The following is a 25,827-nucleotide window of genomic DNA, read 5'->3' on the forward strand; positions in this document are numbered from 1 at the left end:
AAAACGAGTATTCCCTATCAGAGCCGTGGAAGACGACCACGTTGATAGGCCGGGTGTGGAAGTGCGGCAACGCATGAAGCTTACCGGTACTAATAGCTCGATTGGCTTGATCATTCTCATTCCTCATGCCCATCGCGACGCGATGGTCATACCAGCGCTCACGCATGAGCGGCCCTTCGGGCCTATGCTCCGCGAGGGCGCCGGACGACCGGCGGCACGCAAGTCGCGTGCTCGGGCTTCGCCCGAAGCGTCGGTCTGCCATGTTGGCTATCAAACGCAGCCCAAGGGCTGCGACCTGCGCGGAAAAGACGAGAGAACTGAAAGCAGATCGGCGTCCGGGCTTGTTGCCCTATTCGCCATTCGCTATTCGCCACTCCGACCCAGCTTCTCGATCAAAGATTGTGCGCTTCGTCGACCTGGTGGTTATGGCGGGGTGGCTGCACCCGTTCCCATTCCGAACACGGCCGTGAAACGCCCCAGCGCTGATGGTACTTCGTCTCAAGACGCGGGAGAGTAGGTCGCTGCCAGGTCTACAAAACGCACAATCGAAAGCTTCTCATCACGTTGTCCGGCCAATGCCGGATGCCGGGCCGGCCCTCCGAAACCTCGGAGCCGGCCCGCATCCGTTATGGCCGCCAACAAACACCGGGCACACGCCCGAAACCAGACCGGCNAAACACCGGGCACACGCCCGAAACCAGACCGGCCCAACCGCCGCAAACGCCAGGACCAACCGGACCCCGGCAAACATAACCAAAACACCCTGACGCGGGGTGGAGCAGCCCGGTAGCTCGTCAGGCTCATAACCTGAAGGTCGCAGGTTCAAATCCTGCCCCCGCAACCAGATAAAAAAACCCCCGAGCCAAAAGCCGGGGGTTTTTTGTTGCCCGGACCAGGCTCCAGTCACCCAGGAAAAGGCGGCAATCGACGCTGCCAGGTCCCCGGTCGCAGCCGCCGGTCCCTCTGGGCCGCGGGATCAAGCGTTGAAGCTCCGCCCGCTTGTCAGGGCGACAGCAAGAGCCTGGCGAGATCATCGACGGTCACAACGCCGGCAACGGTTGTGTCGTCGAGGCGGATGTCGGCATGTTCCTCGACGAGCTGGACCACGCGCAGGAAATCGAGGGAATCGAGGCCGAGATCCTCGACGAGTTTCCGGTCGGGGGCGATCCGGACCGGAGGAAGCCCTGTCACGTCGTGGATCGCGGCGACCACGATCGCCCGGGCCTGGTCTGCCGGAATGCGCATCAGCGGACGACCTCGTGCAACCCGAAATGCGCGCGCTGCAGGGCACGGCGCTCCGCCAGCGGCAAGCCGTAGGTGTCCAGCGTGTCCGGGGCCAGCAGCAGGCGCTCAAGATACAACGAGGCGCGACCCATCTCGCGTGCCGGATTGCCGAAGACCAGCGTGTTGTCCGCAACCTTGCCGCGCACAACGGCGCCGGGGCCGACGATGCATCGCGACCCGATCTCCGTCCCAGGCAGCAGGATGGCATTCTCGCCGATGAAGGCCTCGTCGCCGATCCGGATGGTGCCGAGTTTCTGGGCGCCCGGCCGGCGATCGCGCACCATCATGGCGGCACCGTCGTGGGTGAGGAACTTGACCCCGCCGGCAATGCCGACACGGTCGCCGATCTCGATCAGCCAGGGTTCCGTCGACGCGATGTCGGAGTAGATGCGGCAGCCTTCGCCGACGCGGACGCCCTGCGACCGCAAGGCGCGAAGCCTTGCGGCATCGATGTCGGCCTGCGTCTTCGGCCGGGCGATCAGATTGCGGAGCTTCCCCAGCACGTGGTTAAACCTTTCGTTCGCCATGGCGTTCTGCTGCCGGACGAGACCATGGCGCAAGGAAGCGGATCAGTCGAGATGAAGACCGGCGAAGACGATGCCAGCGGACCCGGCAGCGGGCTGACGGCCCTGGAGCGGGCGCGCCGCGCCGGCTATCTCGTGCTCGGCTTTTCGCTGCTCGGGCTCGGCATCGTCGGCGCCTTCCTGCCGGTCATGCCGACGACGGTCTTCATCATCCTTGCGGCCTTCTGTTTCGGCCGGTCCTCGCCGAGGCTCGAGACCTGGCTGCTCGATCATCCGCGGTTCGGCGGGGCGCTGCGCGCCTGGCGGGAGGAAGGCGCGATACCGACGCGGGCGAAGATCTTCGCGGTCGCCGGCATGGCGGTCGGCTACGGCCTTTTCTTCGTGTCCGCGCATCCCGGACCCGGGGCCATGCTCGGCGTTGCGGCCTTCATGCTTGCGGGGGCCGCCTACGTGCTGTCGCGGCCGCGGCCGGGCTGGCGGGATCGGCCGCAGGCACGCTGACGACGAAGCGGGCGCCGCCATCGCCCGGCGTCTCGTGACGGACCGCACCGGCATGGTGCTCTGCGATCTGGCGAACCAGCGACAGGCCGAGGCCCCAGCCGCCTGCCTGCTCTCCGCGTCCCGACGGGCGGTAGAAAGCCTCGAAGACGCGGTCGCCTTCCGCTTCGGGAATGCCCGCGCCATGGTCGCGCACCGAGAGGGTGACGGAGGGGCCGGCGCGTGCGACCTCGACCTCGACCGGGGGCGCACCGTGCCGCAGCGCGTTCTGCATCAGGTTGCGGACGAGGCGGGTAAGCAGCTTCGGATCGCCATCGACGATCGCCGGCACGCCGGAGACTTGGATGCCGTTGCGCGCGCCTTCCTCGCTGGCCAGCGCCAGCAGATCGACCGGTTCGGTCCGATCGAGGCCTTGTGCATGATCGAGCCGGCTGGCGAGCAGGATTTCCTCCACCAGATCGTCGAGTTCGCCGAGATTGCGGACGATCTCGTCCTTGCGGGCGTGGCCGGGATTGATCTCGTAGAGGTCGATCGCCATGCGCAGCCGCGCCAGCGGCGAGCGCAGTTCGTGGCTGGCATTGGCCAGCAGGGTACGGTGCGCGACGATCATGCGCTCGATGTGATCGGCCGCGCGGTTGAAGCTCTTGGCGACGGCGGCGACCTCGTCGGACCCGTTCGCCGGGACGCGCGTCACCAGCGCGCCTTCGCCCCAGGCGTCGACGCCCCGGCGCAGCGTCTCCAGACGGCGGGTCAGGTGACGCACCACCGGATAGGAGGCAAGGCCCGTCACGGCGGCGATCATGGCGAGATAGGCGAGGCCGCCCCCGGGGCCGTCGGCCCCGGTCATCCGGACGGCGACGCTGCGGCCGTCGTCCAGCGGCACCAGCATGGCGTGCATGCCCCGCGCGCGTCGCATGGGGCCGCCGCTGCCGTCCTCCCATTCCCGCCGTCTCAGGCGCTGTGGGAAATCGCGGTCGTTGGCGGCGATCAGCCGGCCGTCCGGGGCGTAGACCGCAATCTCCGCGTCGAAGGCGCGGCCGAGGCGCTCGAGCGTCGGTCGCAGCTGCGCCGCGCCGTCGGCGGGCGGCAGCATGGCGGCGATGAAGCGGTCGCGGCGGCCGCGCCAGCCTTCTTCTTCCCGGCTCTGCCCGACCCACCAGAAGACGGCGCTGGAAAAGGCGACGATGGCGAGCGCTGCCAGCAGCGTCGCGTAGATCTTGAGAAACAGGCTGTTGCGGATCATCCCTCAGTCGTCCTCGGCCTGGAAGCGGGCGAAGACGTAGCCCGTGCCGCGCACCGTGACGATGCGGCGGGGGTGCTTGGGGTCGGTCTCGATGACGGCGCGGATGCGCGAGACGTGGACGTCGATGGAGCGGTCGAAAGCCTCGAGTTCCTGTCCCTTCACCATGTCCATCAACTGGTCGCGCGACAAGGTCCGCCCTGCGTTGCGCGCCAGGGCGACGAGCAGGTCGAACTGGTAGCTGGTCAGGTCGCAGGCGCGTCCGTCCAGCCGTACCGTGCGGGAGCCTGGGTCGATCTCCAGCCGTCCGAAGCGGAGCAGGCCGGACGCCCCGCCGGTCGGGGCGCCGCGACGGCGCAGGATCGCCTTCAGGCGGGCCAGCAGCTCGCGCGGGTTGAACGGCTTCGGCAGGTAGTCGTCGGCGCCGAGTTCGAGCCCGACGATCCGGTCGGTCTCCTCTCCCTTCGCCGTCAGCATCAGGACCGGAACGTCCGAGACCTGCCGGATGCGCCGGCAGGCCTCGAAGCCGTCGATATCCGGCAGCATCACGTCGAGAACCACGGCGTCGGGCGGACGCCTGGTGATCTCGGCGATGCCCTCCAGGGCGGCGGCCGCGGTGGTGACGCGGAAGCCGTTCCCGGTGAGGTACTCGCTCAGCATGGCGGAGAGCCGCGTGTCGTCGTCGACGATCAGCACATGATCCGCCATGCCGTCTTCTCCCCTCGTGTCAGGCCGTCACCAGCGGCCGAAGCCGCCGCGGCGGCCTTCGCCGCGTTCCTCGATGAACGCCGCGAGCTTGGCGCGCTGCTCGGGCGTCAGCACCTCGGCCGCCTCGACGAGCGCGGCCGTGATGGTCTTCGATGCCGCGTCCATGGCGGCGACGCGCTGGGCGCGAAGCTTCTCCACCGCGTCACGGTCGATCGTGGCCGCTCCCAGGATGTCGAGCACCTCGCCGCGCGTCGAGCGGAAATCGATCATGGTGTCGCGCATTTCGCCGCGCACGCCGTCGAAGATGGCGAACAGCTTCTTTTCCTGCTCGGGCGTGGCATCGATCTCGTCCATCACGCGGCCGATTCCGTGCATCCCGCCGCCGTGCCGGCCCATGCCGCGGTCGCCGTCGTCGCCACCCCAGCCCCAGCCGGCCTTCTGGACCATGCCGTGGTGCATTCCCGGTCCGGCGTCATCCCAGGAGAAGCGGCTGCCGAACTCCTGTCCCTGGGCGCTGGCGAAGCCAATGCCGGCCACCACCGCCACCACGGCGGCACCGATCGTGAGGGGGCGGCGCCATGCCGGGGCGGATACGGTTTCCCGGACAGTGGTCTGGTCCTGGTCGAAAACGTTCTTGTCCATCTGGATCGTCCTTTCGATCTGCAGCGACCGTCGCTGCGATGGTCCGAACCTAGAACCCCATCGTTTCTCCCGTTGCGGGACGATGTAAAGTTTTGTGAAGCGTCCGACGGCCGCTGATGGACGTTCCGGAGGCGAAAGAAAAGGGACAGCGCGCCGCAGGACCCCGGTTCACCGCGCCATGCGGCGAGGGATTGCGGGGCGCGCGGCCCCGAAGCGGGGCGGGAACCATCGCGTGCATGCGGGCTTTGGGCCTTCCCTCGGCGGCCCGCACGTGCATGCTGGCACGGTAGACAGGAGGACCAGCCGATGGCCGAGAACTGGTATGCGACGCGAATGGTCGAGCCAGGCTTGTCGGTCGTCACCGAGCCCTTCGTGCACGACTATTTCAGCGCCAACGTCTTCATCCTGGAAGGCCGGGAGCGGGATCTCGTGATCGACACGGGAATGGGGCTGCGGCCGCTGCGGGACAGCCTGGCGCTGACGCCGGGCAAGCCGGTGATCGCCGTGGCCACCCACATCCATCTCGACCACGTCGGCGGCCTGCACGAATTCGAGGAGCGGGCCGGACCGGCGGTGTCGGCGGCGGCCTTCGCGACGATGCCCGACGCGCTCACCTATGCCGGCATGTTCCGCGGCTTTCCCGGTGCCGTCACGCGGGCGCCGTCCCCGGGCTGGAGCTCGGAGGACTACCGACTGGAGCCGGCGCCGCTCGGCCGGGCGCTCAGGTCAAATGACCGGATCGACCTCGGCGACCGAAGCTTCACCGTGTTTGCGCTGCCCGGACATTCGCCCGACTCGATCGGGCTTCTCGACGAGGAGGATGGCCTGTTCTTCTGCGGCGACGCGATCTATCCCGGCGGGCTCATCGACGGCCTGCCGGACTCGGATCGCCGGGCCTATCGTTCGACGATGCGGCTCATCCTCTCGCTGCCGATCCGGCTGGCCTGCGGCGGCCACGGCGAGGTCATGGACCCGGGAACGGTGCGCATGATCGCCGAGGATTACCTGCATGCCACGGATCGCCGCGGGTGACCGGGGCGCAGAAGGAGATACCGACCATGTCCGACCTGTTTCCCGAGAGCCGCGAGGCCCGTTTCGAAGCGAATGGCGCGTCGATCTTCGTCCGCATCGGCGGGGAGGGGCCGCCGCTGCTCCTGCTGCACGGCTTTCCGCAGTCCCATGCGATGTGGCACGCGGTCTACCCGCAGCTTTCGAAGCGCTTCACCTGCGTGATGCCCGACCTGCGCGGCTATGGCCGTTCGTCCTGCCCGGAGAACGACGAGGGCAACCTCGCCTATTCGAAGCGGATGATGGCAGCGGACGCGATGGCGGTCATGGAGGCGCTCGGCCATTCCCGCTTCCTCGTCGTCGGTCACGACCGCGGCGCCCGCGTGGCCTACCGGATGGCCTTCGACCGGCCCGACGCGGTCATCGCGATGGCGGTGCTCGACATCGTGCCGACCGCGGAGATGTGGCGCGGCATGGGGGCGGCCATGGCCATGAAGACCTATCACTGGATGATGCTGGCGCAGCCGAAGCCTTTGCCGGAAATGCTCCTGTCGGGAGACCCGTCCGGCTTCCTCGACTTCACGATCGCGAGTTGGACCAAGGCTGGCAGCCTCGATGCCTTCGACCCGCGCGCGCTTGCCGACTATCGCGCCTGCTGGGGTGAGGACGAGCATCGCCGCGCGGCCTGCGACGACTATCGTGCCGGCGCCACGATCGACCGCGACCTCGACGGAGCCGACTGGGCGGCCGGGCTGCGGATAGCCTCCCCGACGCTGGCGCTCTGGGGCGATGCGGGCATTCCGAGCGCCGCCACGAGCCCGCTCGAAGTCTGGCAGTCCTGGTGCGACAATGTCGTCGGCCATGGCGTCGATTCCGGGCACTTCGTCGCCGAGGAAAATCCGCAGGCCACGCTTTCGGCGCTGCTGCCGTTTCTGGACCGGCACATGGCGCGGCAATAGCGAAGGCGGGCGCCGGGCGCAGCGTGCCAGCTGCGTCCGCCGCCGCGCTGGTTGGCGCCACGCTTTCGCGGCATCGTGCCGTCTGGACAGGCGACGGCACGTGTGACTTCCTTTGCGGCGAACGGAGACCCCCATGTCGATCGAAACCTGGCTCGCCTTCGCCGCGGCGTCCGCGGTGCTCCTCGTCATTCCCGGCCCGACGATCCTGCTCGTCGTCTCCTATGCGCTCGGGCAGGGCTGGCGCACCGCGCTGCCGATGTCGGTCGGCGTGGCGCTCGGGGATTTCACCGCCATGACGCTGTCGATGCTGGGCATCGGCGCGCTGCTGGCGGCTTCGGCCACCGTGTTCACCATCCTGAAATGGATCGGCGCCGCCTATCTCGTCTGGCTCGGCGTCAAGCTGTTCAGGGCGGGCGGGACCATTCAGGCCGAACCGCGCCAGTCCCCCGCCTCGTCGCTGCGCATGCTCGGGCATGCGTGGCTGGTCACCGCGCTCAATCCAAAGAGCATCACCTTCTTCGTGGCCTTCCTGCCGCAGTTCCTCGACCGGAGCGGCGATTTCTGGACGCAGATGCTGATCTTCGAGGCGACGTTCCTCGTGCTCGCCTTCCTCAACGCGCTGGGCTATGCGTTTGCGGCATCGCGGGCCAGGCGCGCGGTAGCCAATCCGCGCGTGCTCACCATCGTCAACCGCGCGGGCGGGACGCTGCTCGTCGGCGCGGGCGTGGCGACCGTCGCCCTGCGTTCCGGCCAGTGAGGACCCTGCCATGATCCGCGACCGCCTTGGCTTTTCCCTCTCGGGTGCCGACGGCGCCAGTCGCGAACATTACGAATCCGGCCTGGCCGGCCTGCAGGCCTTCGTCGGCGATCCGGTCGCCCATGCGGACCGGGCGATCGCGGCGCGACCGGATTTCGTGATGGCGCATGTGCTGAAGGGCTGGCTCTTTGCGCTGGCGACCGACCCGGCCGCCACTGCGGCGGCGCGGGACATCCATGCCGCGGCAGCGGCGCTCCCTGCCAACGAGCGAGAACGCGGCCATGTCGCGGCGCTCGGCGCGCTTGTCGATGGCGGCTGGCATCGCGCAAGCGACATCCTGGAGGACCTGACGATCGCCTGTCCGCGCGACGCGCTGGCGCTGCAGGCCGGGCACCAGATCGATTTCTTCACAGGCAATGCACGCCTGCTGCGCGACCGCATCGCGCGGGTGATGCCGCAGTGGGACGCCTCCATGCCCGGCTGCCATGCCATCCTGTCGGCCTATGCCTTCGGGCTGGAGGAGACGGGCGACTATGCCCGCGCCGAGTCCGTCGGCAGGCGCGCGGTCGAGCTCGAGCCGCGCGACGGCTGGGGCCAGCACGCGGTTGCCCACGTCATGGAGATGCAGAGCCGCCAGCGCGACGGCATCGCCTGGATGCGGACCGACCCCGACCGCTGGTCGACCGACAGCCTGATGCGGGTGCACAACTGGTGGCACCTCAGCCTCTTCCACCACGACCTCGGCGACTATGCCGAAGTGCTTTCGCTCTACGATGGTCCGGTGGACGGCGGACGCTCCGACTTCGTGCTCAACCTCGTCGATGCGTCAGCGCTGCTCTGGCGGCTGCACCTGCGCGGCGTCGACGTCGGCGAACGCTGGACGCGGCTGGCCGATCTCTGGGCGCCGCACGCTTCGGCCGGCAACTACGCCTTCAACGATGCGCATGCCATGATGGCCTTCGTCGGTGCCGGCCGCACTGAACTGGTCGAGACGCTGGTCGCAACACAGCACGAGGCCGTGGCGCGCGGCGACGACAACGCCGCTTTCACCCGCGACGTCGGCCTGCCGGCGACGCTGGCGATCCGGGCCTTCGGCGACGGCGATTTCGCCACCGCCGTCCGGCTGCTCAAGCCGTTGCGGGCGCTGGCGCACCGCTTCGGCGGCAGCCATGCGCAGCGCGACGTTCTCGACCTTACGCTGATCGAGGCGGCGCTGCGCGGCAGGCAGGTCGCGCTTGCGGCCGCGCTCGCAGCCGAGCGCCACGAAATGCGTCCCGACAGCCCGCTGTCGCAGCTCTTCCTCGATCGCGCCCGCCGGCTCTCCGCCGCCGTCTGAACGCGGCGAGGGGAGTTTCTGGCCGCGGGGCCGTGCGGCCGGGCATCCCCGCCGACCGAACGGCCCGGCGCATTCCCCTGCTCATTGGCGCCGGCGCAACCGGGTCGGCTTCTCGCTGAAGATGCGCATCGCCTCGTCTATCCGCTCGGCTTCGCTCTGGTCCGGCCAGCGACGCGCCCGCGCGGCGGAGCGCTCGGCCCATTCGTCGGCGAGATCGGCGAAGGAAACGAGGAAGTCGTAGACCATCGAGCGGGTGAGCACGTGGTGCTGGAACGCCGCCGTCCCTTCCCGATAAGCGCCGCCGACGCGGTCGGCCGCCTCGAACATCTCCGACAGGTTGTCCCGAACCTGCTCCAGCGTCTCGACGAGATGCTCGGGCTTGCCGAGCGGGGACAGGAACACGCGCAGCAGCGCCTCGAACTCCAGGTTCGGGCCTTTCGCGGCCTCGGGCTCGGCCAGCCAGCGGTCCAGTTCGCGCCGGCCGTCCGCGGTGATCGCATAGACGGTGCGGGCGCGCTTGCCGATCATCTGCCGGCTCGCGCTGGCGAGTCCGTAGCCCACCAGCCGCTTCGGCTCGGCATAGACCTGGCTTTCTGCGCGCGAGAAGAAGAAGTGCACGTTGGAGCGCATCTGCTGCGCGAGGTCGTACATCGTCCAGGGCTGGAGGGCGAGGTGGCCGAGAATGGCATAGGAGGTCGTGGTCAGGTTCATGCGCCCCGTTTACTCCGGATCGGAGTAAATATATACTCCGGACCGGAGTAAAATCAGGGGAAACCGACATGACCGAACCGACCTTCCTTCTCGTCCATGGCTCGTGGCACGGGCCCTGGTGCTGGGACGCTTTGCGCGCGGCACTGGCGAAGCGCGACGTGACGTCCGAGGCCGTCGCGCTGCCGAGCTGCGGCGCCGACCCGTCCGCACTCGGCGGGTTCTTCGACGACGCGGCGGCGGTGAGCGCTGCGGCGGCGGCGATCGCCGGCGAGGTGATCGTGCTCGGCCATTCCTATGGCGGAGCGGCCATCAGCGAGGCTGCATACGGGCCGAACGTGAAGCGTCTCGTCTATGTCGGCGCCTTCATGCCGGATGCCGGCCGCTCCAGCGTGTCCTATCTGCCGCCCGGGCCGCTCGCGCCCTACATCGGCCTGCGCGACGACGGCACGATGGAGGTGCCGGCCGGTCAGGCCGTCCCATCGTTCTACCACGACTGCGCACCGGACGTGGCGGCCGCCGCCGAGGCGCGGCTCTGTCTTCAGTCGCAGGCGGTTCTCGGACCCTCGGCCACCCGCGCCGCCTGGCGCGAGATTCCCTCGACCTACGTGGTGACGACGCTCGACCAGGCCCTGCCGGCCGACTTCCAGCGCATGTTCGCGGCCCAGGCCACCGAGACGGTCGACTTCGAAGCCTCGCACTCGCCGTTCCTGTCGCGGCCGGACGATTTCGCCAATCTTCTTGTGCGGATCGCGTCTGCCGTACCGGCGCGCGAAACCGCCTGAATGCTGCACTGCGGGATTTAATCCGAGGCTCGAAATAATTGACGACAAGCCCTCGCTTCTTCTGCTAACACTCCGCAACGGCGCCGGGCGCTGGTCCGACCAGTGCGCCGGGTGCCGGTCGGAAGCAAGATCCGGCCAAGCCGGACGGGAGGAGACGAAGCGATGTATCTCGGGCTCGACCTCGGGACGTCGGGGGTCAAGGCGCTGCTGATGGACGGCACGCAGGCCGTCGTCGGCTCGGCCAATGGACATCTCGACGTCTCGCGTCCCCATGCCGGCTGGTCCGAGCAGGATCCGGCCGACTGGATCCGCGCGACGGAGGACGCGATTGTCGCGCTCAGGTCCGCCCATCCCGTCGAGTTCGCGGCGGTGCGCGGCATCGGCCTGTCGGGCCAGATGCATGGCGCGACCTTGCTCGATGCTTCCGACGCGGTGCTTCGGCCCTGCATCCTGTGGAACGATACGCGCAGTCATGTGGAAGCCGCACGGCTGGACGCCGACCCGCGATTTCGTTCGATCACCGGCAACATCGTTTTCCCGGGCTTCACGGCGCCCAAGCTCGCCTGGGTGAAGGCGAACGAGCCCGAGGTCTTTTCCCGCGTCGCGAAGGTGCTGCTGCCGAAGGACTTTCTGCGGCTATGGCTGACGGGCGAGCACATTTCCGAAATGTCGGATTCGGCCGGCACCGCCTGGCTTGACGTCGCCAGCCGCCGTTGGTCGCCCGAACTGCTCGCCGCCACCGATCTCGGCGAGGAGCACATGCCGGCGCTGGTGGAAGGCACCGCCCCCGGCGGCACCCTGCGCGGCGAACTCGCAGCCGCATGGGGCCTGTCCCGCGACGTGGTGGTGGCGGGCGGCGCCGGCGACAACGCGGCTTCGGCCTGCGGCATGGGCACTGTCGGACAGGGGCATGCCTTCGTCTCGCTCGGGACCTCGGGCGTGCTCTTCGCCGCGACCGACAGCTACCGGCCGAACCCGGCGAGCGCGGTCCACACCTTCTGCCACGCGCTGCCTTCGACCTGGCACCAGATGGGCGTCATCCTGTCGGCGACGGATTGCCTGAACTGGCTGTCGCGCGTCACCGGAAAAACCGCAGCCGACCTGACAGGGATGCTGGGCGACAGGCTGAGCCCGCCATCGGGCGTGACCTTCCTGCCCTACCTGTCCGGAGAACGGACGCCGCACAACGATGCCGCTATCCGCGGCGCCTTCATCGGGCTCGGCCATGAAACGGGCGCTGAGGCGATGACGCAAGCGGTGCTCGAGGGCGTCGCCTTCGCGCTCGCCGACAATCTCGCGGCGCTGAAGGCCGCAGGCACGACGCTTGCCCGCGTCACCGCCATCGGCGGCGGTTCGCGCTCGCGCGTCTGGCTGAAGGCGATCGCGACCGCGCTGCGGATGCCGGTCGACCTGCCGGCCGACGGCGATTTCGGCGCTGCCTTCGGCGCGGCGCGGCTCGGCCTGATCGCGGCCACCGGCGCCGATCCGCTCGCGGTCTGCACCGCGCCGGCGACGGCCGAAACGATCGAGCCGGAGACCGGGCTCGAAGCCGCCTATGCCGAGGCCTATGGGCGCTTCCGCGCGCTCTACCCGGCGATCCGTACCGCGACGACCTGATCGACCCATCCCGAAGCCAAGACCGCCGTCACGGGCGGGACGCCTGCCACGAAAGGAACATAGCCATGAGCACCGGTTTCTTCGGCGACATCGCCAAAATCCAGTACGAAGGCCCCGACAGCACCAATCCGCTCGCCTACCGCTTCTACAATCCCGACGAGATGGTCGCCGGCAAGCGGATGGAGGACCATCTGCGCTTCGCCATCGCCTACTGGCACTCCTTCGCATGGCCGGGCGGCGACCCGTTCGGCGGCCAGACCTTCGATCGCCCGTGGTTCCCGAAAGCCGGCGGCGCGGACACGATGGACCTCGCCCGGCTCAAGGCCGACGTCGCCTTCGAGATGTTCTCGGCGCTGGGCACGCCGTTCTTCTGCTTCCATGACGCCGACGTGCGCCCCGAGGGCGATACGCTGAAGGAGAGCATCGCCCGCCTCGATTCGATCGGCGACTACTTCGCCGGCAAGATGGAAGAGACCGGCATCAGGCTGCTCTGGGGTACGGCGAACCTGTTTTCGCACCGCCGCTACATGGCGGGTGCTGCGACCAACCCCGACCCGGACGTCTTCGCCTACGCCGCTGCCACGGTGAAGAGCTGCATCGACGTGACCAAGCGTCTCGGCGGCGCCAACTACGTGCTGTGGGGCGGCCGCGAGGGCTACGAGACGCTGCTCAACACCGACCTGAAGCGCGAGCGGGCGCAGGCCGGCCGCTTCCTGTCGATGGTGGTCGAGTACAAGCACCGCATCGGCTTTTCCGGCACGATCCTGATCGAGCCCAAGCCGCAGGAGCCGACCAAGCACCAGTACGACTACGACGTCGCCACCGTCTACGGCTTCCTCAAGGAGTACGGGCTGGAAAACGAGGTGAAGGTCAACATCGAGCAGGGCCATGCGATCCTCGCCGGCCATTCCTTCGAGCACGAGCTTGCGCTCGCATCCTCGCTCGGCATTTTCGGCTCGATCGACATGAACCGCAACGACTACCAGTCCGGCTGGGACACCGACCAGTTCCCCAACAACGTCCCGGAAATGGCGCTCGCGTTCTACGAGGTGCTGCGCGCCGGCGGCTTCACCACCGGCGGCACCAATTTCGACGCCAAGCTGCGCCGCCAGTCGCTCGACCCGCAGGATCTGCTGATCGCCCATATCGGCGGCATCGACTGCTGCGCCCGCGGCCTCAAGGCGGCGGCCCGGATGATCGAGGACAAGGCGCTGTCGGGTCCGCTCGAAGCGCGCTACGCCGGCTGGGACGAGGCCGAGGCGAAGGCCATGCTGACGGGCGGGCGCACGCTGGAGCAGATCTCCGAGCGCGTGCTGTCCTCCGGCATCGAGCCGCAGCCGAAGTCCGGCCGGCAGGAATACCTGGAAAACGTCGTCAACCGCTACGTCTGACGCCGTCCCGGTCGAGGATGAACGACGGCCGGCGCGGCGACGCGCCGGCCGTTTGCAATAAATCCGTCATTTCGCCGACGTAAGGATCGTGCCGCAATTGGACGCGGCACGAAGGCGAGGGGTGACGATGGACGACGCAAAGCGGGATGCCGGAGCGCTGGACTGGCTCGAGGCGGAGCTGGCCGACACCTTCGACGAAGACATCGAACTCGAGCTGTCCGAGCCGGCGCTGTCGCTCGAACTGCGCAAGATCTACAAGAAGGCGCATCCGCAGACCATCGACCGGCAGGTCTACTACCGCGAGCTGATCCGCCTGCAGTCGGAGCTGATCAAGCTGCAGGACTGGGTCGCGCATCACAAGAGGAAGGTGGTGGTGGTCTTCGAGGGTCGCGACTCCGCCGGCAAGGGCGGCGTGATCAAGCGCATCAGCCAGCGGCTCAACCCGCGCATCTGCCGCGTCGTCGCGCTTCCCGCGCCGACCGACCGCGAGAAGACGCAGTGGTATTTCCAGCGCTACGTGCCGCATCTGCCGGCGGGCGGCGAAATCGTGCTGTTCGACCGCTCCTGGTACAACCGCGCCGGCGTCGAGCGGGTGATGGGCTTCGCCTCGCCCGACCAGGTCGAGGAGTTCTTCCGCGACGTGCCGGAGTTCGAGCGCATGCTCGTGCGGTCGGGCATCATCCTGGTGAAGTACTGGTTCTCCATCACCGATCAGGAGCAGCAGATGCGTTTCATGATGCGCATCCACGACCCGATGAAGCAGTGGAAGCTGTCGCCGATGGATCTCCAGTCGCGGGTGCGGTGGGAACACTACACCAAGGCCAAGGAGGAGATGTTTTCCCGCACCAACATTCCCGAGGCGCAATGGTACATCGTCGAGGGCAACGACAAGAAGCGGGCGCGGCTGAACTGCATCGACCACCTGCTCGCCCAGATCCCCTACGAGCCGGTGCCGCACGAGGAGATCGCGCTGCCCGAGCGCGTCTTCAACCCGGACTACGAGCGGGCGACCCTGCCGCCGGAGCTCTATGTGCCGCAGAAGTACTGACGCGCGCGGCGGTCGTGCCGCCGGCTTGCCCGCCGGCCGGCGACTGGACTACACCTGACGCGGGCCGCCGGACGCATGGCGGCCTCGACCGCTCGCCAGTGTCGGCGCCGCGGGGGCAGGCAACCAGGCACGACCGGGCAGGAGACGCATGACAGACCGCCTTACCACGACCGCCGGCCTCCCCGAGGCCGTCGCCGTCCCCGCCTACGACCGCGACAGGGCGCGCGCCGGCATCGTCCATCTCGGCACCGGCGCTTTTCACAAGGCGCATCAGGCGGCCTACACCGATGGAGCCATGGCCGCGTCCGGCGGCGACTGGATGATCACCGGCGTCAGCCTGCGCTCGGCAGACGTGGCCGACGCGCTGAACCCGCAGAACGGGCTCTACACGCTTCTCGTCCGTGGACCCGAGGGGGTGTTCCCGCGCGTCATCGGCTCGGTGCGCGAGGTGCTGGTGGCGCCGCGGGGGCCGGAGCAGGTGATCCAGGCCCTGGCGCGCGAGGAGACGCGGATCGTCAGCCTGACCATCACCGAGAAGGGCTACGGGCTCGACCCCCGTACCGGCGGGCTCGACCGGGAGCATCCGGCCATCGCTGCGGACCTGAACGATCCACGGCGCACCGTCAGCGCACTCGGCTTCATCGTGGCGGGGCTGCGGCTGCGCATGATGAAGGACTACGCGCCTTTCACGGTGATGAGCTGCGACAACCTGCCCAACAACGGTCGGGTGCTCAAGCGGCTGGTGCTGGAGTTCGCCGAGGCGCGCGATCCGAAGATGGCGGCCTGGATCCGCGACCGCGTGACGTTTCCCTCGACCATGGTCGACCGCATCACGCCTGCGAGCACGGCGCAGACCTTCGCCGACGTCGAACGCCTGATCGGACGCACGGATCTCGCCGCCGTCGAGACGGAGCCGTTCACGCAGTGGATCGTCGAGGATGATTTCGTGTCGGGCCGACCGGACTGGGAGGCGGCCGGCGCCGTCTTCGTGACCGACGTCGCGCCCTACGAGAAGATGAAGCTGCGCATGCTCAACGGCGCGCATTCGACGCTCGCCTATGCCGGCTATCTCGCGGGGCATGCCTTCGTGCGCGACGTCATGGGCGACGCCGATCTCGTGGCGATCATCGAGCGGCACATGGCGGCGGCCGCGGCGACGCTGGAACCCGTTCCCGGAATCGACCTCGCGGACTACGCGCGCGACCTGCGCGCCCGCTTCTCGAACCCAGCCATCGCGCACCAGACCTACCAGATCGCCATGGACGGGACGCAGAAGCTGCCGCAGCGGCTGCTCGAACCGGCGCTGGCGGCGCTGGAGCGCGGCCAGTCGCTCGATCCCTTCGCCTTTTCCGTCGCCGCGTGGATGCGCTATGCCGTGGGCCGAAGGGACGACGGCGAGAGCTTCGCGCTGCGCGATCCGCGCGAGGCGGACATCAGGGCGGCCGTTGAGGGTGCGGCGCGCGACGGCCACGCGCTGACTGCGGCGCTGCTGGCGCTGCCCGGGCTGTTCCCGGCGCGTCTCGTCGAGACGACCGGCTTCACTGCCGCCGTTTCCGGCAGGCTGGACACGATGCTGGCGCAGGGCATGCCCGCGGCAATCGCCGCCGAGGCCGCATCGTGCCGCGCCTGACGTTTGCCCGCAGGGCTTGCGGGTCCCGGCGAACCGGGCGCCAACGACGGACGCGTTCGATTGACTCTTATATAAGATATAAGATACGTTTTTAGATGGCATTTTGACATTGGCAGTCCAGACGTCCAGTCTATCAAATGTCCTGAATGGGAGGAGAACCATGAAGACCCGTATCCTGCTTTCCGGCATCGCCTTTGCCGCGATGACCGCCGCCGTACCCGCCAGCGCCGCCGAACTCCGCTTCGCCTGCTATCAGGACGGCGTGGAGTGCGACGCCTGGGCGGAAGCCTTCAAGACCTTCGAGGCCGAAAACGCCGGTACCACCGTCGTCGTCGACATCGTGCCCTACAAGTCGATCGTCGAGGGCCTGCCGCTGCAGCTCGCTTCCGGCGAAGGGCCGGACCTCGCCCGCGTTACCGATCTCGGCGGTCTCGCCCGCTACATGCTCGACGTGACGCCCCATGTTTCCGATGCCGCCAGGATCGAGGAACAGTATGGGCGCACGCTCGCCTGGACGCGGGTGAATTCGCCCGACGACAAGGGCATCTACGCCATCATGGACCAGCAGACCGCGACCGGTCCCTTCATCAACACCACCCTGTTCGAGCAGGCCGGCGTTGCCATCCCCGGCAAGGGCGCGACCTATGCCGAATGGGCAGCCGCAGCCAAGGAAGTGGCCGAGAAGACGCAGACGCCTTATGCGGTGGCGATGGACCGCACCGGCCATCGCTTCGCCGGTCCGGCGATCTCCTACGGCGCGAAGTATTTCGACGCCGACGGCAACCCGATCACGGTCGACGACGGCTATCGCGCCTTCGCCGAGCAGTTCGTGGCCTGGAACAACGACGGCACCGTGGCCAAGGAAGTCTGGGCCGGCGCCGGCGGCGCGACCTACCAGGACGCGGCCAAGGAATTCACCAACGGTTCTCTGGTGATGTACATCTCGGGCTCCTGGCAGATCGGCCGCTTCGGCCGCGACGTCGGCGATGCGTTCGACTGGCAGGCGGTGCCGGCGCCCTGCGGCCCCGGCGGCTGCACCGGCATCCCGGGCGGCGCGGCGATCGCGGCGTTCAAGCACACCAAGGCCCCGGAAGAGGCCGGCAAGCTCCTCGAGTTCATCTCGCGCGAGGACGTGCAGGCCAAGGTGCTCGCCAGGACCAAGAACATCCCGGCCAACCAGGCGCTGCAGGTGAAGGGCATCGAGTACCAGAACGCCACCGACGCGGAGAAGGCGGCGCTGACCACCTTCGCCAATGCGCTCGCTGACTTCTCGCCGGTCGCCTTCCAGTTCCAGGGCTACAAGAACAACCGCGCCATCATGAACGCGACGGTCACGCGCATCACCCAGGCGATCGTGGGCGAATCCACGCTCGACGAGGCGCTGGCGCGCATCGACACGGACGTCAAGGAAGCGGTCGCGGCGGCGAAGTAAGCCGCCGGCAGCCAAGGCATCGGAGCCTCCTTCTCCCCGTCCGCGGGGAGAAGGTTCCCGGACGGAGACAGCCAGGCGATGGGACGGCCATGTTCGCACCGGTGACGACAGCGGCCGCCTTTGTCTATCGGGGCGCCTTCGAACTCTTCGAGCGCCCGATGCTGGCGCTGCAGAAGATGACCGGCGCGCAGCGTATCGCCTGGGTGTTCCTGTTTCCGAACCTCCTGATCTTCAGCGCCTTCACCTTTCTGCCGATCATCCTCAATTTCTTCTACGCCACCACCGGCAGCGACCGCATCCTGCTCTCCGAGCGGCCCTATGTCGGCGCCGAGAATTTCGCCTCGCTGCTCGCCTGCGAGAACTATCTCGACCCCAACAGCTGCGGCCGCGACATCTTCTGGCGCGCCGTCCACAACACCGGCTGGTTCGTGGTGCTGCAGGTCGGCTTCATGATCCTGTTCTCGCTGGTCACGGCGCTGGTGCTCAACCGCGACATTCCCTTCCGCGGCTTCTTCCGCTCGGTCTTCTTCTATCCCGTGCTGCTCTCGCCCGTCGTGGTGGCGCTGATCTGGAAGTGGATCCTGCAGCGCTACGGCGTCTTGAACGCCACGCTGGAAGGCTGGCAGCTGCCCGTCGTCAACTGGCTGGTCGAGGCCGATTGGGCCTTCTTCTGGATCGTCTTCGTCTCGATCTGGGCCCACATGGGCTTCTACACGCTGATCCTGCTCGCCGGCCTGCAGGCGATCCCGTCGGACGTCTACGAGGCGGCCGAGATGGATGGCGCGTCGAAATGGCGGGTGTTCTCGAAGATCACCATGCCGCTCCTGATGCCCACCATGGTGGTCGTGATCGTGCTGTCGCTGATCCGTGCCGTGCAGGCCTTCGACGAGATTTTCGTCCTCACCGGCGGCGGCCCGGGCTCCGCGACGCTGCTCGTGCTGCAGTTCATCTACGAAACCGGCTTCGCCTTCCGGCCGCAGCTCTTCGGACTGGCCGCAGCCGCCTCGCTGCTGATGGCGGGCGTGCTCCTGGTGCTGACGCTGATGCAGCTCGCGGCGACGCGCAAGCAGGCGGAGGGGTAGGCATGGCCGATTGCTCCAACTCGGCAGAACTCGTGTTCCACGGCGCCCCCCTCTGGCCTGCCGGCCATCTCCCCCACGAGGGGGGAGATCGGCTGTCACCGGCGCCTTCGCCAGTCGTCGGCGGCGCAGGCCGCGCGCTGTCGGCGAAGCTGCTGATCTCCCCCCTCGTGGGGGAGATGGCCGGCAGGCCAGAGGGGGGCGCGAAGGAACATGGGGGCGCAGGAACGTCCCTCAGTGTTCAGGACCGCACCCCATGAGCACCGTCCTGTCCTTCCTCACACGCCGCCGCGGCCGCAACGGCTTCGACCTTACCGACTGGCTGACCTGGCTCTATCTCCTCGCCGCCGTGCTCCTGATGTTCGGTCCGGTGTTCTGGCTGGCGCTGTCGTCGTTCAAGACCGAGTCCGCGCTGCAGGAATACCCGCCGACGCTGCTGCCGCTGGCGCCGGTCATGGCGACGGTGGAAGGTTACGAGGAGCCGTTGCCGCTCTTCCGCGTCACCGGCGGCGAGCACGAGGGCAAGGTGCTGGCGCAGGTCCGCCGCATCGGCCTCAATGCCCAGATGGTCGACCCCGCCGCGCCCGGAGAGCGCGTCAACGTCAACATCAACGACCGCGTGCCGGAGCGGGAGTTCACGCTGGCGCTGGAGAACTACACGACGCTGTTCGAGCGCTTCAACTTTCTGCTCTATTTCTGGAATTCGGTCTTCATCACGGTGATCGCCACCATCATCACCGTGCTGTTCAACTCGATGGCGGCCTTCGCGCTGTCGAAGTACCGATTCCGCGGCCGCACGCTGGTCTTCATCCTGATCATCGCGACGCTTATGATCCCGCCGACGATCAATCTCGTGCCGATCTTCCTCGTCGTGTCGGAACTGGGGCTCGTGAACTCGCCCTGGGGCGTGATCTGGCCGGCGGTGGCGACGCCGACGGGCGTGTTCCTGCTCAGGCAATACATGCTGACCATTCCCGACGACCTGCTCGACGCCGCGCGCATGGACCATGCTTCGGAATGGCGGGTCTACTGGCGCATCGTCCTGCCGCTTTCGGCGCCGGCGCTGGCGGTGCTGGTCATCTTCTCGGTGATGTGGCGCTGGAACGAGTTCCTGTGGCCGCTGATCGTGCTCAACCGGTCGGAAGAGTTCACGCTGCAGCTTGCGCTCAACTCCTTCCAGGGCGACCTGCAGACCGCCTGGGCACCGCTGCTCGCCATGACGGTGCTGACGCTCCTGCCGATCACGCTGGTCTTCGCCGTGCTGCAGAAATACATCACCGCGGGTATCGCGCAGTCGGGGGTGAAGTGATGATCGTCGCACGCGTTTGCATCGACGCAGCGCCGAGTTCCGTCGCGCCCCCCTCTGTCCTGCTGGACATCTCCCCCTCAAGGGGGGAGATAGGCAGCTCCGACGTCGCCGCCGAACTCGCATCGTTGACGATTGGCGAAGGCGAATGTGACAGCCGATCTCCCCCCTTGAGGGGGAGATGGCCGGCAGGCCAGAGGGGGGTATCGCGGAGCGCCGGCCTTCCGAACATCATGCTGGCGGAGACCTGACCCATGGCCGTTCTCGACCTCGAAAAGCTCGTCAAGGACTACGGCCAGGTGCGCGCCATCCACGGCGTCGACCTCAGGATCGAGAACGGCGAGTTCTGCGTCTTCGTCGGCCCGTCCGGCTGCGGCAAGTCCACGCTGCTGCGGATGATCGCCGGGCTGGAGGACATCACCGGCGGCGAACTGCGCATCGACGACAAGCGCGTCAACGAGCAGCGGGCCTCCGAGCGCGGCCTCGCCATGGTGTTCCAGACCTATGCGCTCTACCCGCACATGACGGTGCGCCAGAACCTCGCCTTCGGTCTGGAGAACATCCGCACGCCGAAGGCCGAGATCGAAGCCCGCGTCGCCGAGGCCGCGCGCATGCTGCAGATCGAGGCCTATCTCGACCGGCGGCCGAAGCAGCTCTCCGGCGGCCAGCGCCAGCGCGTCGCGATCGGCCGCGCCGTGGTGCGCGAGCCGCGCGTCTTCCTGTTCGACGAGCCCTTGTCCAACCTCGACGCCGAGCTGCGCGTCACCATGCGCGGCGAGATCTCGGCGCTCCACCGGCGGCTCGGCAACACCATGATCTACGTCACCCACGACCAGGTCGAGGCGATGACCATGGCCGACAAGATCGTCGTGCTGCGCGACGGCCGCATAGAACAGGCGGGCACCCCGCTCGACCTCTACAACACGCCGAGAAACAGCTTCGTCGCCGGCTTCATCGGCTCGCCGCGCATGAACTTCATCGACGTCACGGTCACCGCCATCGACGCCGACGGCGTCGCGCTGAAAGACGCCGCCGGCAACGCCTACCGCGCCGCGGTCGCGGGCGAGGGCCTGAAGCCCGGCCAGGCGGCGGAGCTCGGTATCCGGCCGGACCATCTGGAGATCGGTGCAGGCGAGGGCACGGCGGTGACGGTGCAGTCGGTCGAGCAGCTCGGTGGGGAATCCTACCTCTATTGCGAGGCCGCCGACGGTACGAAGCTCACGGCGCACCTGCCCGGCCAGACCGCCATCCGCCGCGGCGAGACCGCGCATCTCGTGCTCCGGCCGCAGTTCACGCACCTGTTCGCCAAGGAGGGCGGACTGGCGCAGACGCGGCTGGTGATCGGGGAGGCGGTGTAGCACCAACGCCAGAATTCGAAGACAAGGTGCCCTACGGCGCCCCCCTCTGTCCTGCCGGACATCTCCCCCACGAGGGGGGAGATCAGCCGTCACCGCCGTCGCAGCCCATCGCCTGCGTCGCGGGAAGGGCGACGTCGCCGCAACTGCCGATCTCCCCCCTCGTGGGGGAGATGTCCGGCAGGACAGAGGGGGGCGCGACGGAACGCAAGCCTATCGGAAAAAATGCCATGACCTTCCTCGCCCTCGCATCCCCCCTCTCCACCGCCCCCGCCCATCTCTCGGCCCCCCTCACCGGCGGCTTCACGCTCCGCGTCGAGGCGCTGTCCGACTGGCTGCTCCGCATCGCCATCGTCCCCGAAACCGGCCTCGCCGTCGACCGCACCTGGATGGTCGCGCCGGACGGCGACGTGCCCTGGGCCGGCCGCGACCGGCTCTCCACCGACGGCTTCGCGCCGCTCGCCGCCGCGACGCCCGCCGCCGACGGACACCGCGTCCGCTTCGGCAACGACTGGCAGGTCGACGTCCAGCCCGCACCGCTCGCGCTCACCGTGCGCCGCCGCGCGGGCGAGACCTGGCAGACCGTGCTGGCCGACCGTCCCACCGGCGCCTACCAGTGGTTCGCCAACCGCGGCATCTTCCGTCACTTCCAGGCCCGCGCGCTCGGCGACCGGCACTATGGCCTCGGCGACAAGGCCGGCCCGCTCGACCACACCGGCAAGCGGCTGCGCTGCCTGCAGACCGACGCGCTGGGCTATGACGCCGAGACGCAGGACCCGCTCTACAAGCACGCGCCCTTCGTCATCGCCGACGCCGACGCGGGCGGGGCGGTCGGGCTGTTCTACGACACGCTGTCGGAAATCACCTTCGATCTCGGCGCCGAGCATTCCAACTACCACCCGCACTACCGCCACGTCGACGCGCAGGAAAAGGGCGTCGTGCTCTACGTCATCGCCGGGCCGAAGGTCTCCGACGTCGTGCCCCGGCTGATGGCGCTGACGGGCCGCCCGGCCTTTGCGCCGCGCTGGTCGATGGGCTTTGCCTTCACCACTATGCACCATGCCGACGCGCCGAACGCTCAAGACGTGATCACCGGCTTTGCCGAACGCTGCCGCGCCGAAGAGATCCCGATCAGCGCCATCCATTCCGGCTCCGGCTACACGACCAAGGCCGACGGCCGCCGCTACGTCTTCACCTGGAACGAGAGCAAGTTCCCTGACCGCGCCGGCTTCTTCGCCCGGCTTCACGAACTCGGCTTCAACACCTGCGCCAACGTCAAGCCGGTGCTGCTCACCGAGCATCCGGCCTATCCGACCGCCGCCGCCGAAGGCTGGTTCGTGTGCCGCGCCGACGGGCAGCCGGCGGTGGAGATGTTCTGGGGCGGCAACGGGTCGAGCCTCGACTTCACCAACGAGGCCACCGTCGCCTGGTGGAAGGAGGGCATCTCGGCTCAGGTGCTCGGCGCGGGCTTCACCGCCGCCTGGAACGACAACAACGAATGCGAGCTGTGGGACGAGACGGCGACGGTAGCCGGCTTCGGCGCGGCGCTGCCGGCGATCGACGTGCGGCCGGTGCACGCCCTGCTGATGAGCCGCGCGACCTACGAGGCGACGCTGGCGCGGGCGCCGGACAAGCGGCCCTACACCATCTCCCGCGCCGGGCCGATCGGCATCGCCCGCTACGGCGAGACCTGGTCGGGCGACAACCGCACGTCATGGCATACGCTGAAATGGAACCTGCGTCAGGGCCTGTCGACGAGCCTGTCGGGCATGCCCTTCACCGGCCACGACATCGGCGGCTTCGACGGGCCGAAGGCTTCGCCCGAGCTCTTCGTTCGCTGGGTGGAGATGATGTCGCTGCACCCGCGCGCCGTGATGAACTCGTGGAAGCCGCAGCTTTCCGACCCGACGAACACGCCGTGGATGCATCCCGACGTCACCGGCGAGGTCCGTGCGGCGCTCTCACTGCGTTACCGGCTGATGCCGCATCTCTACGCGCTGGCCTACAGGGCGCATCGCGGCGGCACGCCGGTCATCGCGCCGACGTTCTATCATTTCGACGACCCCGCCTGCCGCGCCGACGCCGACAGCTTCATGCTGGGGGCGGACGTGCTGGTGGCGCCGGTGGTGGAGGAGGGCGCCTTCCACGTCCAGGCTTACCTGCCGAGGGCGGAAGGCGGCTGGCACGACTTCCACACCGGCGAGGTGCATGCAGGCGGCCGAACCGTCGAGATCGCGGCGCCGCTCGGCCGGCTGCCGCTGCTGGTGCGGTCCGGCGCGATCCTGCCGCTCGCCATGGCCTGGCCCGATACAGCGCCGCACGACGCCACCGCCGTCGAACTGACGCTGTTCGCTGGGGAAGGCGAGGGCAGGGTCGACGCCGAGATCTTCTTCGACGACGGCATGGGCTGGGGCTACCGCGACCGCGACGCCTCGCTCGTCGCTTGCTCAGGTGTCTGGGACACCGATCGGGTGCGGGTCGCCGCCGAGGAACTCTGGACCGGCCGCGGGCGACCGGAGATCACGCTCGCCGCGCGGCGGCTCGACGGGCGGGCGTTCGAGGGCGATCTGACGATCTGACGCGCGGACGAGTGGCGGACCTTCCAACCGCCATCCTCCCTCGTCATCCCGGAACGCGGCGTCGAGTGAAGCGAGACGGCGCGTGGCCGGGATCCATGCCTCGCCCGTCGGCAGGTGTTGGTTCCACGCCCCCTCTTCGCACGGCAAGGCACCCGCCTCTCGTCCCGTCGTGCAGGTCACCGGCGGTCTGGAGGAAATACGGGGACAGTTTACTTAATTCGGCAGAGTTCGAGGCCTTCCTCAGTCGTTCCCGATCCGAATTAAGTAAACTGTCCCCGCATTTCCGGCACCCGATCCGCGTCTGCCACCACCAAGGAAATCAACCCTTTGCACGAATTTTGCCCCGCTCTGTCCACACCCCTCCCACGCTGCCGCACAATGGTCGCAGCTGAAGGAGGACGGACGACGTGGGTGGTGCGGTACGGAACGGGCGGAAGCTGAGGAGCATGATTGCGGTGCTCGGCTCGATGGCGGCCAAGGCCGACATCGCCGCCGGCCGCGCCTTTCCGGTGCGCTGGTTGGTGCTCTTCTTCCTGCGCATCGCCGAGCGCATCGTGCAGGCCCATGTTGCCAAGGGGCTGCAGGTCGAGCTGGCGGAGATCGTGGCCGAGCTCACGCCGGTCGCCGGTCCCGGCGACGCCAGCCCCGCCGATGCCGTCCTGCTCGCCTGGCGCCTCCGCTGGTACGCGACCGTGCTTGTCGCGCTGCTCGACCGGCTCGGCGGCATCGACTGCCGGATGACCGGCCGCGACCGCGCGCCCGACCGGGCCGCCTGCAGCAGCGGCAGGCCTGCCTGCCGCGGCGCGCGTCTTGCCATGGCCGGCGGCGACAGGGACGGCTTCCCGCTGCCGCCGTATCACGACACGTCCTGACGTGGCCGCGCCGCTGCACCGAACTTCTCCCGGGTCCGACTGGCCGGACGGCAGAGCCGCCTCCCGGCCCGCTGGCGCTGGCGGAAATACGGGGACAGTTTACCGAATTCGGGACCGCTCCGGCCGAAACACCCGCGCCCGTCGCCCGAATTCGGTAAACTGTCCCCGCATTTCCGACGCACCCGGTTCACTGAACCACGAAGTAATCCTCGATCCGCCGCGCCGCGTCGCGCAGCGCGGGCAGGACGTCGGCCGTCATGGTCTGTGCCGACAGCCGCGCCGACTGCGTCGAGACGTTGATGGCGGCCACGGTGCGGCCGGTGCGGTCGCGGATCGGCACGGCGATGGAGCGCAGGCCGGGTTCAAGTTCCTCGTCGACCAGCGAATGGCCGTCGGCCTTGGCCGCGAGGATTGCGTCCCTGAGGGCGGTGCGGTCGGTGATCGTCCTGTCGGTGAGCGCGCGGATCTCGGCGCGGGCGAGGAAGGCGTCGAGTTCGGCCGGCGGCAGGTCGGACAAGAGCACGCGGCCCATCGAGGTGCAGAAGGCGGGGAGGCGGGTGCCGACATGAAGCGCCACCGACAGGATGTGCCGGCCGGGCACACGGGCGACGTAGACGACGTCCTGCCCCGACAGCACGGCGGCCGAGCAGGCCTCGCCGAAGCGCTGGGAGACCTCGCGCATGAAGGGCTCGGCGAAGCTCCACAGCGAGGCGCCGCCGAGCCATGCGCGGGCAACCGCGATCAGCCGCGACGACAGGCGGAAGGCGCGGCCGTCCTGCACGGCATAGCCGGAGGCCACCAGCGTCAGCAGGAAGCGGCGTGCGCCGGCGCGCGTCAGCCCCGCCTTCTCGGCCGTCTCGGTCAGGGTGAGGCCCTGCGGATGCGCGGCGAGAATCTCCATGACCGCGAGACCTCTGGTCAGCGATCCGACGAGGTCTCGTTCCGCGGATGCGTCCGGCTCGCGGGCGGCAGCCGGGGAGGGGCTGCCGCCGGGAGCGGGTTCGCGCGTTGACTTGGCATCGTCGCTCATGTAGAAAGTATCGCATAGGAAACATGTGTTCGCAATGCG

Annotated in this window: 23 protein-coding genes, 1 tRNA gene and 2 rRNA genes; 19 read left to right on the forward strand and 7 right to left on the reverse strand. The window is 68.5% G+C overall.

Going from position 1 to position 25,827, the window contains the following annotated elements:
• From N1F91_RS18390 to N1F91_RS18400, 3 genes are all read left to right on the forward strand, one after another.
• Positions 1–114 (forward strand): 23S ribosomal RNA (locus N1F91_RS18390); the annotation flags it as partial.
• Positions 115–415: 301 nt separating this feature from the next.
• Positions 416–530: ribosomal RNA gene (gene rrf, locus N1F91_RS18395) — 5S ribosomal RNA — on the forward strand.
• A 237-nt stretch (positions 531–767) separates the two neighbouring features.
• Positions 768–844 (forward strand) — tRNA-Met (locus tag N1F91_RS18400).
• Between the two features lie 158 nt (positions 845–1,002).
• On the opposite strand, the gene N1F91_RS18405 is transcribed toward N1F91_RS18400, so the two are convergent.
• On the reverse strand, positions 1,003–1,245 hold the full coding sequence (locus N1F91_RS18405; protein WP_289994465.1) for an acyl carrier protein: 243 nt from the start codon (positions 1,243–1,245) through the stop codon (positions 1,003–1,005).
• On the reverse strand, positions 1,245–1,811 hold the full coding sequence (locus tag N1F91_RS18410; protein ID WP_289994466.1) for an acyltransferase: 567 nt from the start codon (positions 1,809–1,811) through the stop codon (positions 1,245–1,247). Before N1F91_RS18410 ends, N1F91_RS18405 begins: the two co-directional genes overlap by 1 nt.
• Positions 1,812–1,862: 51 nt before the next feature.
• Between N1F91_RS18410 and N1F91_RS18415 the strand changes: the two genes are divergently transcribed.
• Complete coding sequence (locus tag N1F91_RS18415) at positions 1,863–2,309, forward strand: YbaN family protein (protein WP_289994469.1); 447 nt, start codon at positions 1,863–1,865, stop codon at positions 2,307–2,309.
• On the opposite strand, the gene N1F91_RS18420 is transcribed toward N1F91_RS18415, so the two are convergent.
• The 3 genes from N1F91_RS18420 to N1F91_RS18430 are packed head-to-tail and all read right to left on the reverse strand — an operon-like array spanning position 2,236 to position 4,896.
• Positions 2,236–3,546 carry a HAMP domain-containing sensor histidine kinase gene (locus N1F91_RS18420; RefSeq protein WP_289994573.1) on the reverse strand — a complete coding sequence of 437 codons (1,311 nt, stop codon included), beginning with the start codon at positions 3,544–3,546 and terminating at the stop codon, positions 2,236–2,238. The two genes, N1F91_RS18415 and N1F91_RS18420, sit on opposite strands and share 74 nt — an antisense overlap.
• A gap of 6 nt (positions 3,547–3,552) precedes the next feature.
• Positions 3,553–4,254 carry a response regulator gene (locus N1F91_RS18425; protein ID WP_289994471.1) on the reverse strand — a complete coding sequence of 234 codons (702 nt, stop codon included), beginning with the start codon at positions 4,252–4,254 and terminating at the stop codon, positions 3,553–3,555.
• 27 nt (positions 4,255–4,281) lie between these two features.
• On the reverse strand, positions 4,282–4,896 hold the full coding sequence (locus N1F91_RS18430) for a Spy/CpxP family protein refolding chaperone (protein ID WP_289994472.1): 615 nt from the start codon (positions 4,894–4,896) through the stop codon (positions 4,282–4,284).
• A gap of 306 nt (positions 4,897–5,202) precedes the next feature.
• Between N1F91_RS18430 and N1F91_RS18435 the strand changes: the two genes are divergently transcribed.
• The 4 genes from N1F91_RS18435 to N1F91_RS18450 all read left to right on the forward strand — a co-directional run bounded on the left by N1F91_RS18435 (position 5,203) and on the right by N1F91_RS18450 (position 8,956).
• Positions 5,203–5,928 (forward strand): MBL fold metallo-hydrolase, encoded by a 726-nt coding sequence (locus N1F91_RS18435; RefSeq protein WP_289994473.1) that lies wholly within the window; start codon positions 5,203–5,205, stop codon positions 5,926–5,928.
• Between the two features lie 26 nt (positions 5,929–5,954).
• On the forward strand, positions 5,955–6,863 hold the full coding sequence (locus tag N1F91_RS18440) for an alpha/beta hydrolase (RefSeq protein WP_289994474.1): 909 nt from the start codon (positions 5,955–5,957) through the stop codon (positions 6,861–6,863).
• Between the two features lie 133 nt (positions 6,864–6,996).
• Positions 6,997–7,620 (forward strand): LysE family translocator, encoded by a 624-nt coding sequence (locus N1F91_RS18445; RefSeq protein ID WP_289994475.1) that lies wholly within the window; start codon positions 6,997–6,999, stop codon positions 7,618–7,620.
• A gap of 13 nt (positions 7,621–7,633) precedes the next feature.
• Positions 7,634–8,956: a tetratricopeptide repeat protein gene (locus tag N1F91_RS18450; RefSeq protein ID WP_289994574.1), complete on the forward strand. Its 1,323-nt coding sequence runs from the start codon at positions 7,634–7,636 to the stop codon at positions 8,954–8,956.
• An 81-nt stretch (positions 8,957–9,037) separates the two neighbouring features.
• Here N1F91_RS18450 and N1F91_RS18455 read toward each other — a convergent pair whose 3' ends face one another.
• Positions 9,038–9,667 carry a PadR family transcriptional regulator gene (locus tag N1F91_RS18455; RefSeq protein ID WP_289994476.1) on the reverse strand — a complete coding sequence of 210 codons (630 nt, stop codon included), beginning with the start codon at positions 9,665–9,667 and terminating at the stop codon, positions 9,038–9,040.
• A gap of 68 nt (positions 9,668–9,735) precedes the next feature.
• On the opposite strand from N1F91_RS18455, the gene N1F91_RS18460 reads away from it, so the two are divergent.
• From N1F91_RS18460 to N1F91_RS18510, 11 genes are all read left to right on the forward strand, one after another.
• Positions 9,736–10,449 (forward strand): alpha/beta hydrolase, encoded by a 714-nt coding sequence (locus N1F91_RS18460; protein WP_289994477.1) that lies wholly within the window; start codon positions 9,736–9,738, stop codon positions 10,447–10,449.
• A gap of 162 nt (positions 10,450–10,611) precedes the next feature.
• Positions 10,612–12,066 carry a xylulokinase gene (xylB, locus tag N1F91_RS18465; protein ID WP_289994478.1) on the forward strand — a complete coding sequence of 485 codons (1,455 nt, stop codon included), beginning with the start codon at positions 10,612–10,614 and terminating at the stop codon, positions 12,064–12,066.
• 65 nt (positions 12,067–12,131) lie between these two features.
• Positions 12,132–13,457, forward strand: a complete 1,326-nt coding sequence (gene xylA / locus N1F91_RS18470; RefSeq protein WP_289994480.1) for a xylose isomerase — start codon at positions 12,132–12,134, stop codon at positions 13,455–13,457.
• A 127-nt stretch (positions 13,458–13,584) separates the two neighbouring features.
• Positions 13,585–14,505: a polyphosphate kinase 2 gene (ppk2, locus tag N1F91_RS18475; RefSeq protein WP_289994482.1), complete on the forward strand. Its 921-nt coding sequence runs from the start codon at positions 13,585–13,587 to the stop codon at positions 14,503–14,505.
• A 148-nt stretch (positions 14,506–14,653) separates the two neighbouring features.
• Positions 14,654–16,135, forward strand: coding sequence for a mannitol dehydrogenase family protein (locus N1F91_RS18480; protein WP_289994483.1), 1,482 nt, complete (start codon positions 14,654–14,656; stop codon positions 16,133–16,135).
• A 160-nt stretch (positions 16,136–16,295) separates the two neighbouring features.
• The gene (locus tag N1F91_RS18485; RefSeq protein WP_289994485.1) at positions 16,296–17,567 is read left to right on the forward strand and encodes an extracellular solute-binding protein; all 1,272 of its coding nucleotides are present in this window, start codon (positions 16,296–16,298) and stop codon (positions 17,565–17,567) included.
• A 158-nt stretch (positions 17,568–17,725) separates the two neighbouring features.
• A complete protein-coding gene (locus N1F91_RS18490; protein ID WP_289994575.1) occupies positions 17,726–18,649 on the forward strand; it encodes a sugar ABC transporter permease in 924 nt (307 codons plus the stop codon).
• 253 nt (positions 18,650–18,902) lie between these two features.
• The gene (locus tag N1F91_RS18495) at positions 18,903–19,955 is read left to right on the forward strand and encodes a carbohydrate ABC transporter permease (RefSeq protein ID WP_289994487.1); all 1,053 of its coding nucleotides are present in this window, start codon (positions 18,903–18,905) and stop codon (positions 19,953–19,955) included.
• A gap of 251 nt (positions 19,956–20,206) precedes the next feature.
• Positions 20,207–21,310 (forward strand): sn-glycerol-3-phosphate ABC transporter ATP-binding protein UgpC, encoded by a 1,104-nt coding sequence (gene ugpC / locus N1F91_RS18500; protein WP_289994489.1) that lies wholly within the window; start codon positions 20,207–20,209, stop codon positions 21,308–21,310.
• Positions 21,311–21,537: 227 nt separating this feature from the next.
• Positions 21,538–23,886 (forward strand): TIM-barrel domain-containing protein, encoded by a 2,349-nt coding sequence (locus tag N1F91_RS18505; protein ID WP_289994490.1) that lies wholly within the window; start codon positions 21,538–21,540, stop codon positions 23,884–23,886.
• A gap of 446 nt (positions 23,887–24,332) precedes the next feature.
• A complete protein-coding gene (locus N1F91_RS18510) occupies positions 24,333–24,758 on the forward strand; it encodes a hypothetical protein (protein WP_289994491.1) in 426 nt (141 codons plus the stop codon).
• A 187-nt stretch (positions 24,759–24,945) separates the two neighbouring features.
• Here the strand turns inward: N1F91_RS18510 and N1F91_RS18515 are convergent, their stop codons facing one another.
• Entirely contained in the window at positions 24,946–25,788 is an 843-nt protein-coding gene (locus N1F91_RS18515) for an IclR family transcriptional regulator C-terminal domain-containing protein (protein ID WP_289994492.1), read from the reverse strand.
• Positions 25,789–25,827: the final 39 nt, after the last annotated feature.

This window comes from Aquibium sp. ELW1220 (genome assembly GCF_030398385.1).
Taxonomy (GTDB): domain Bacteria; phylum Pseudomonadota; class Alphaproteobacteria; order Rhizobiales; family Rhizobiaceae; genus Aquibium.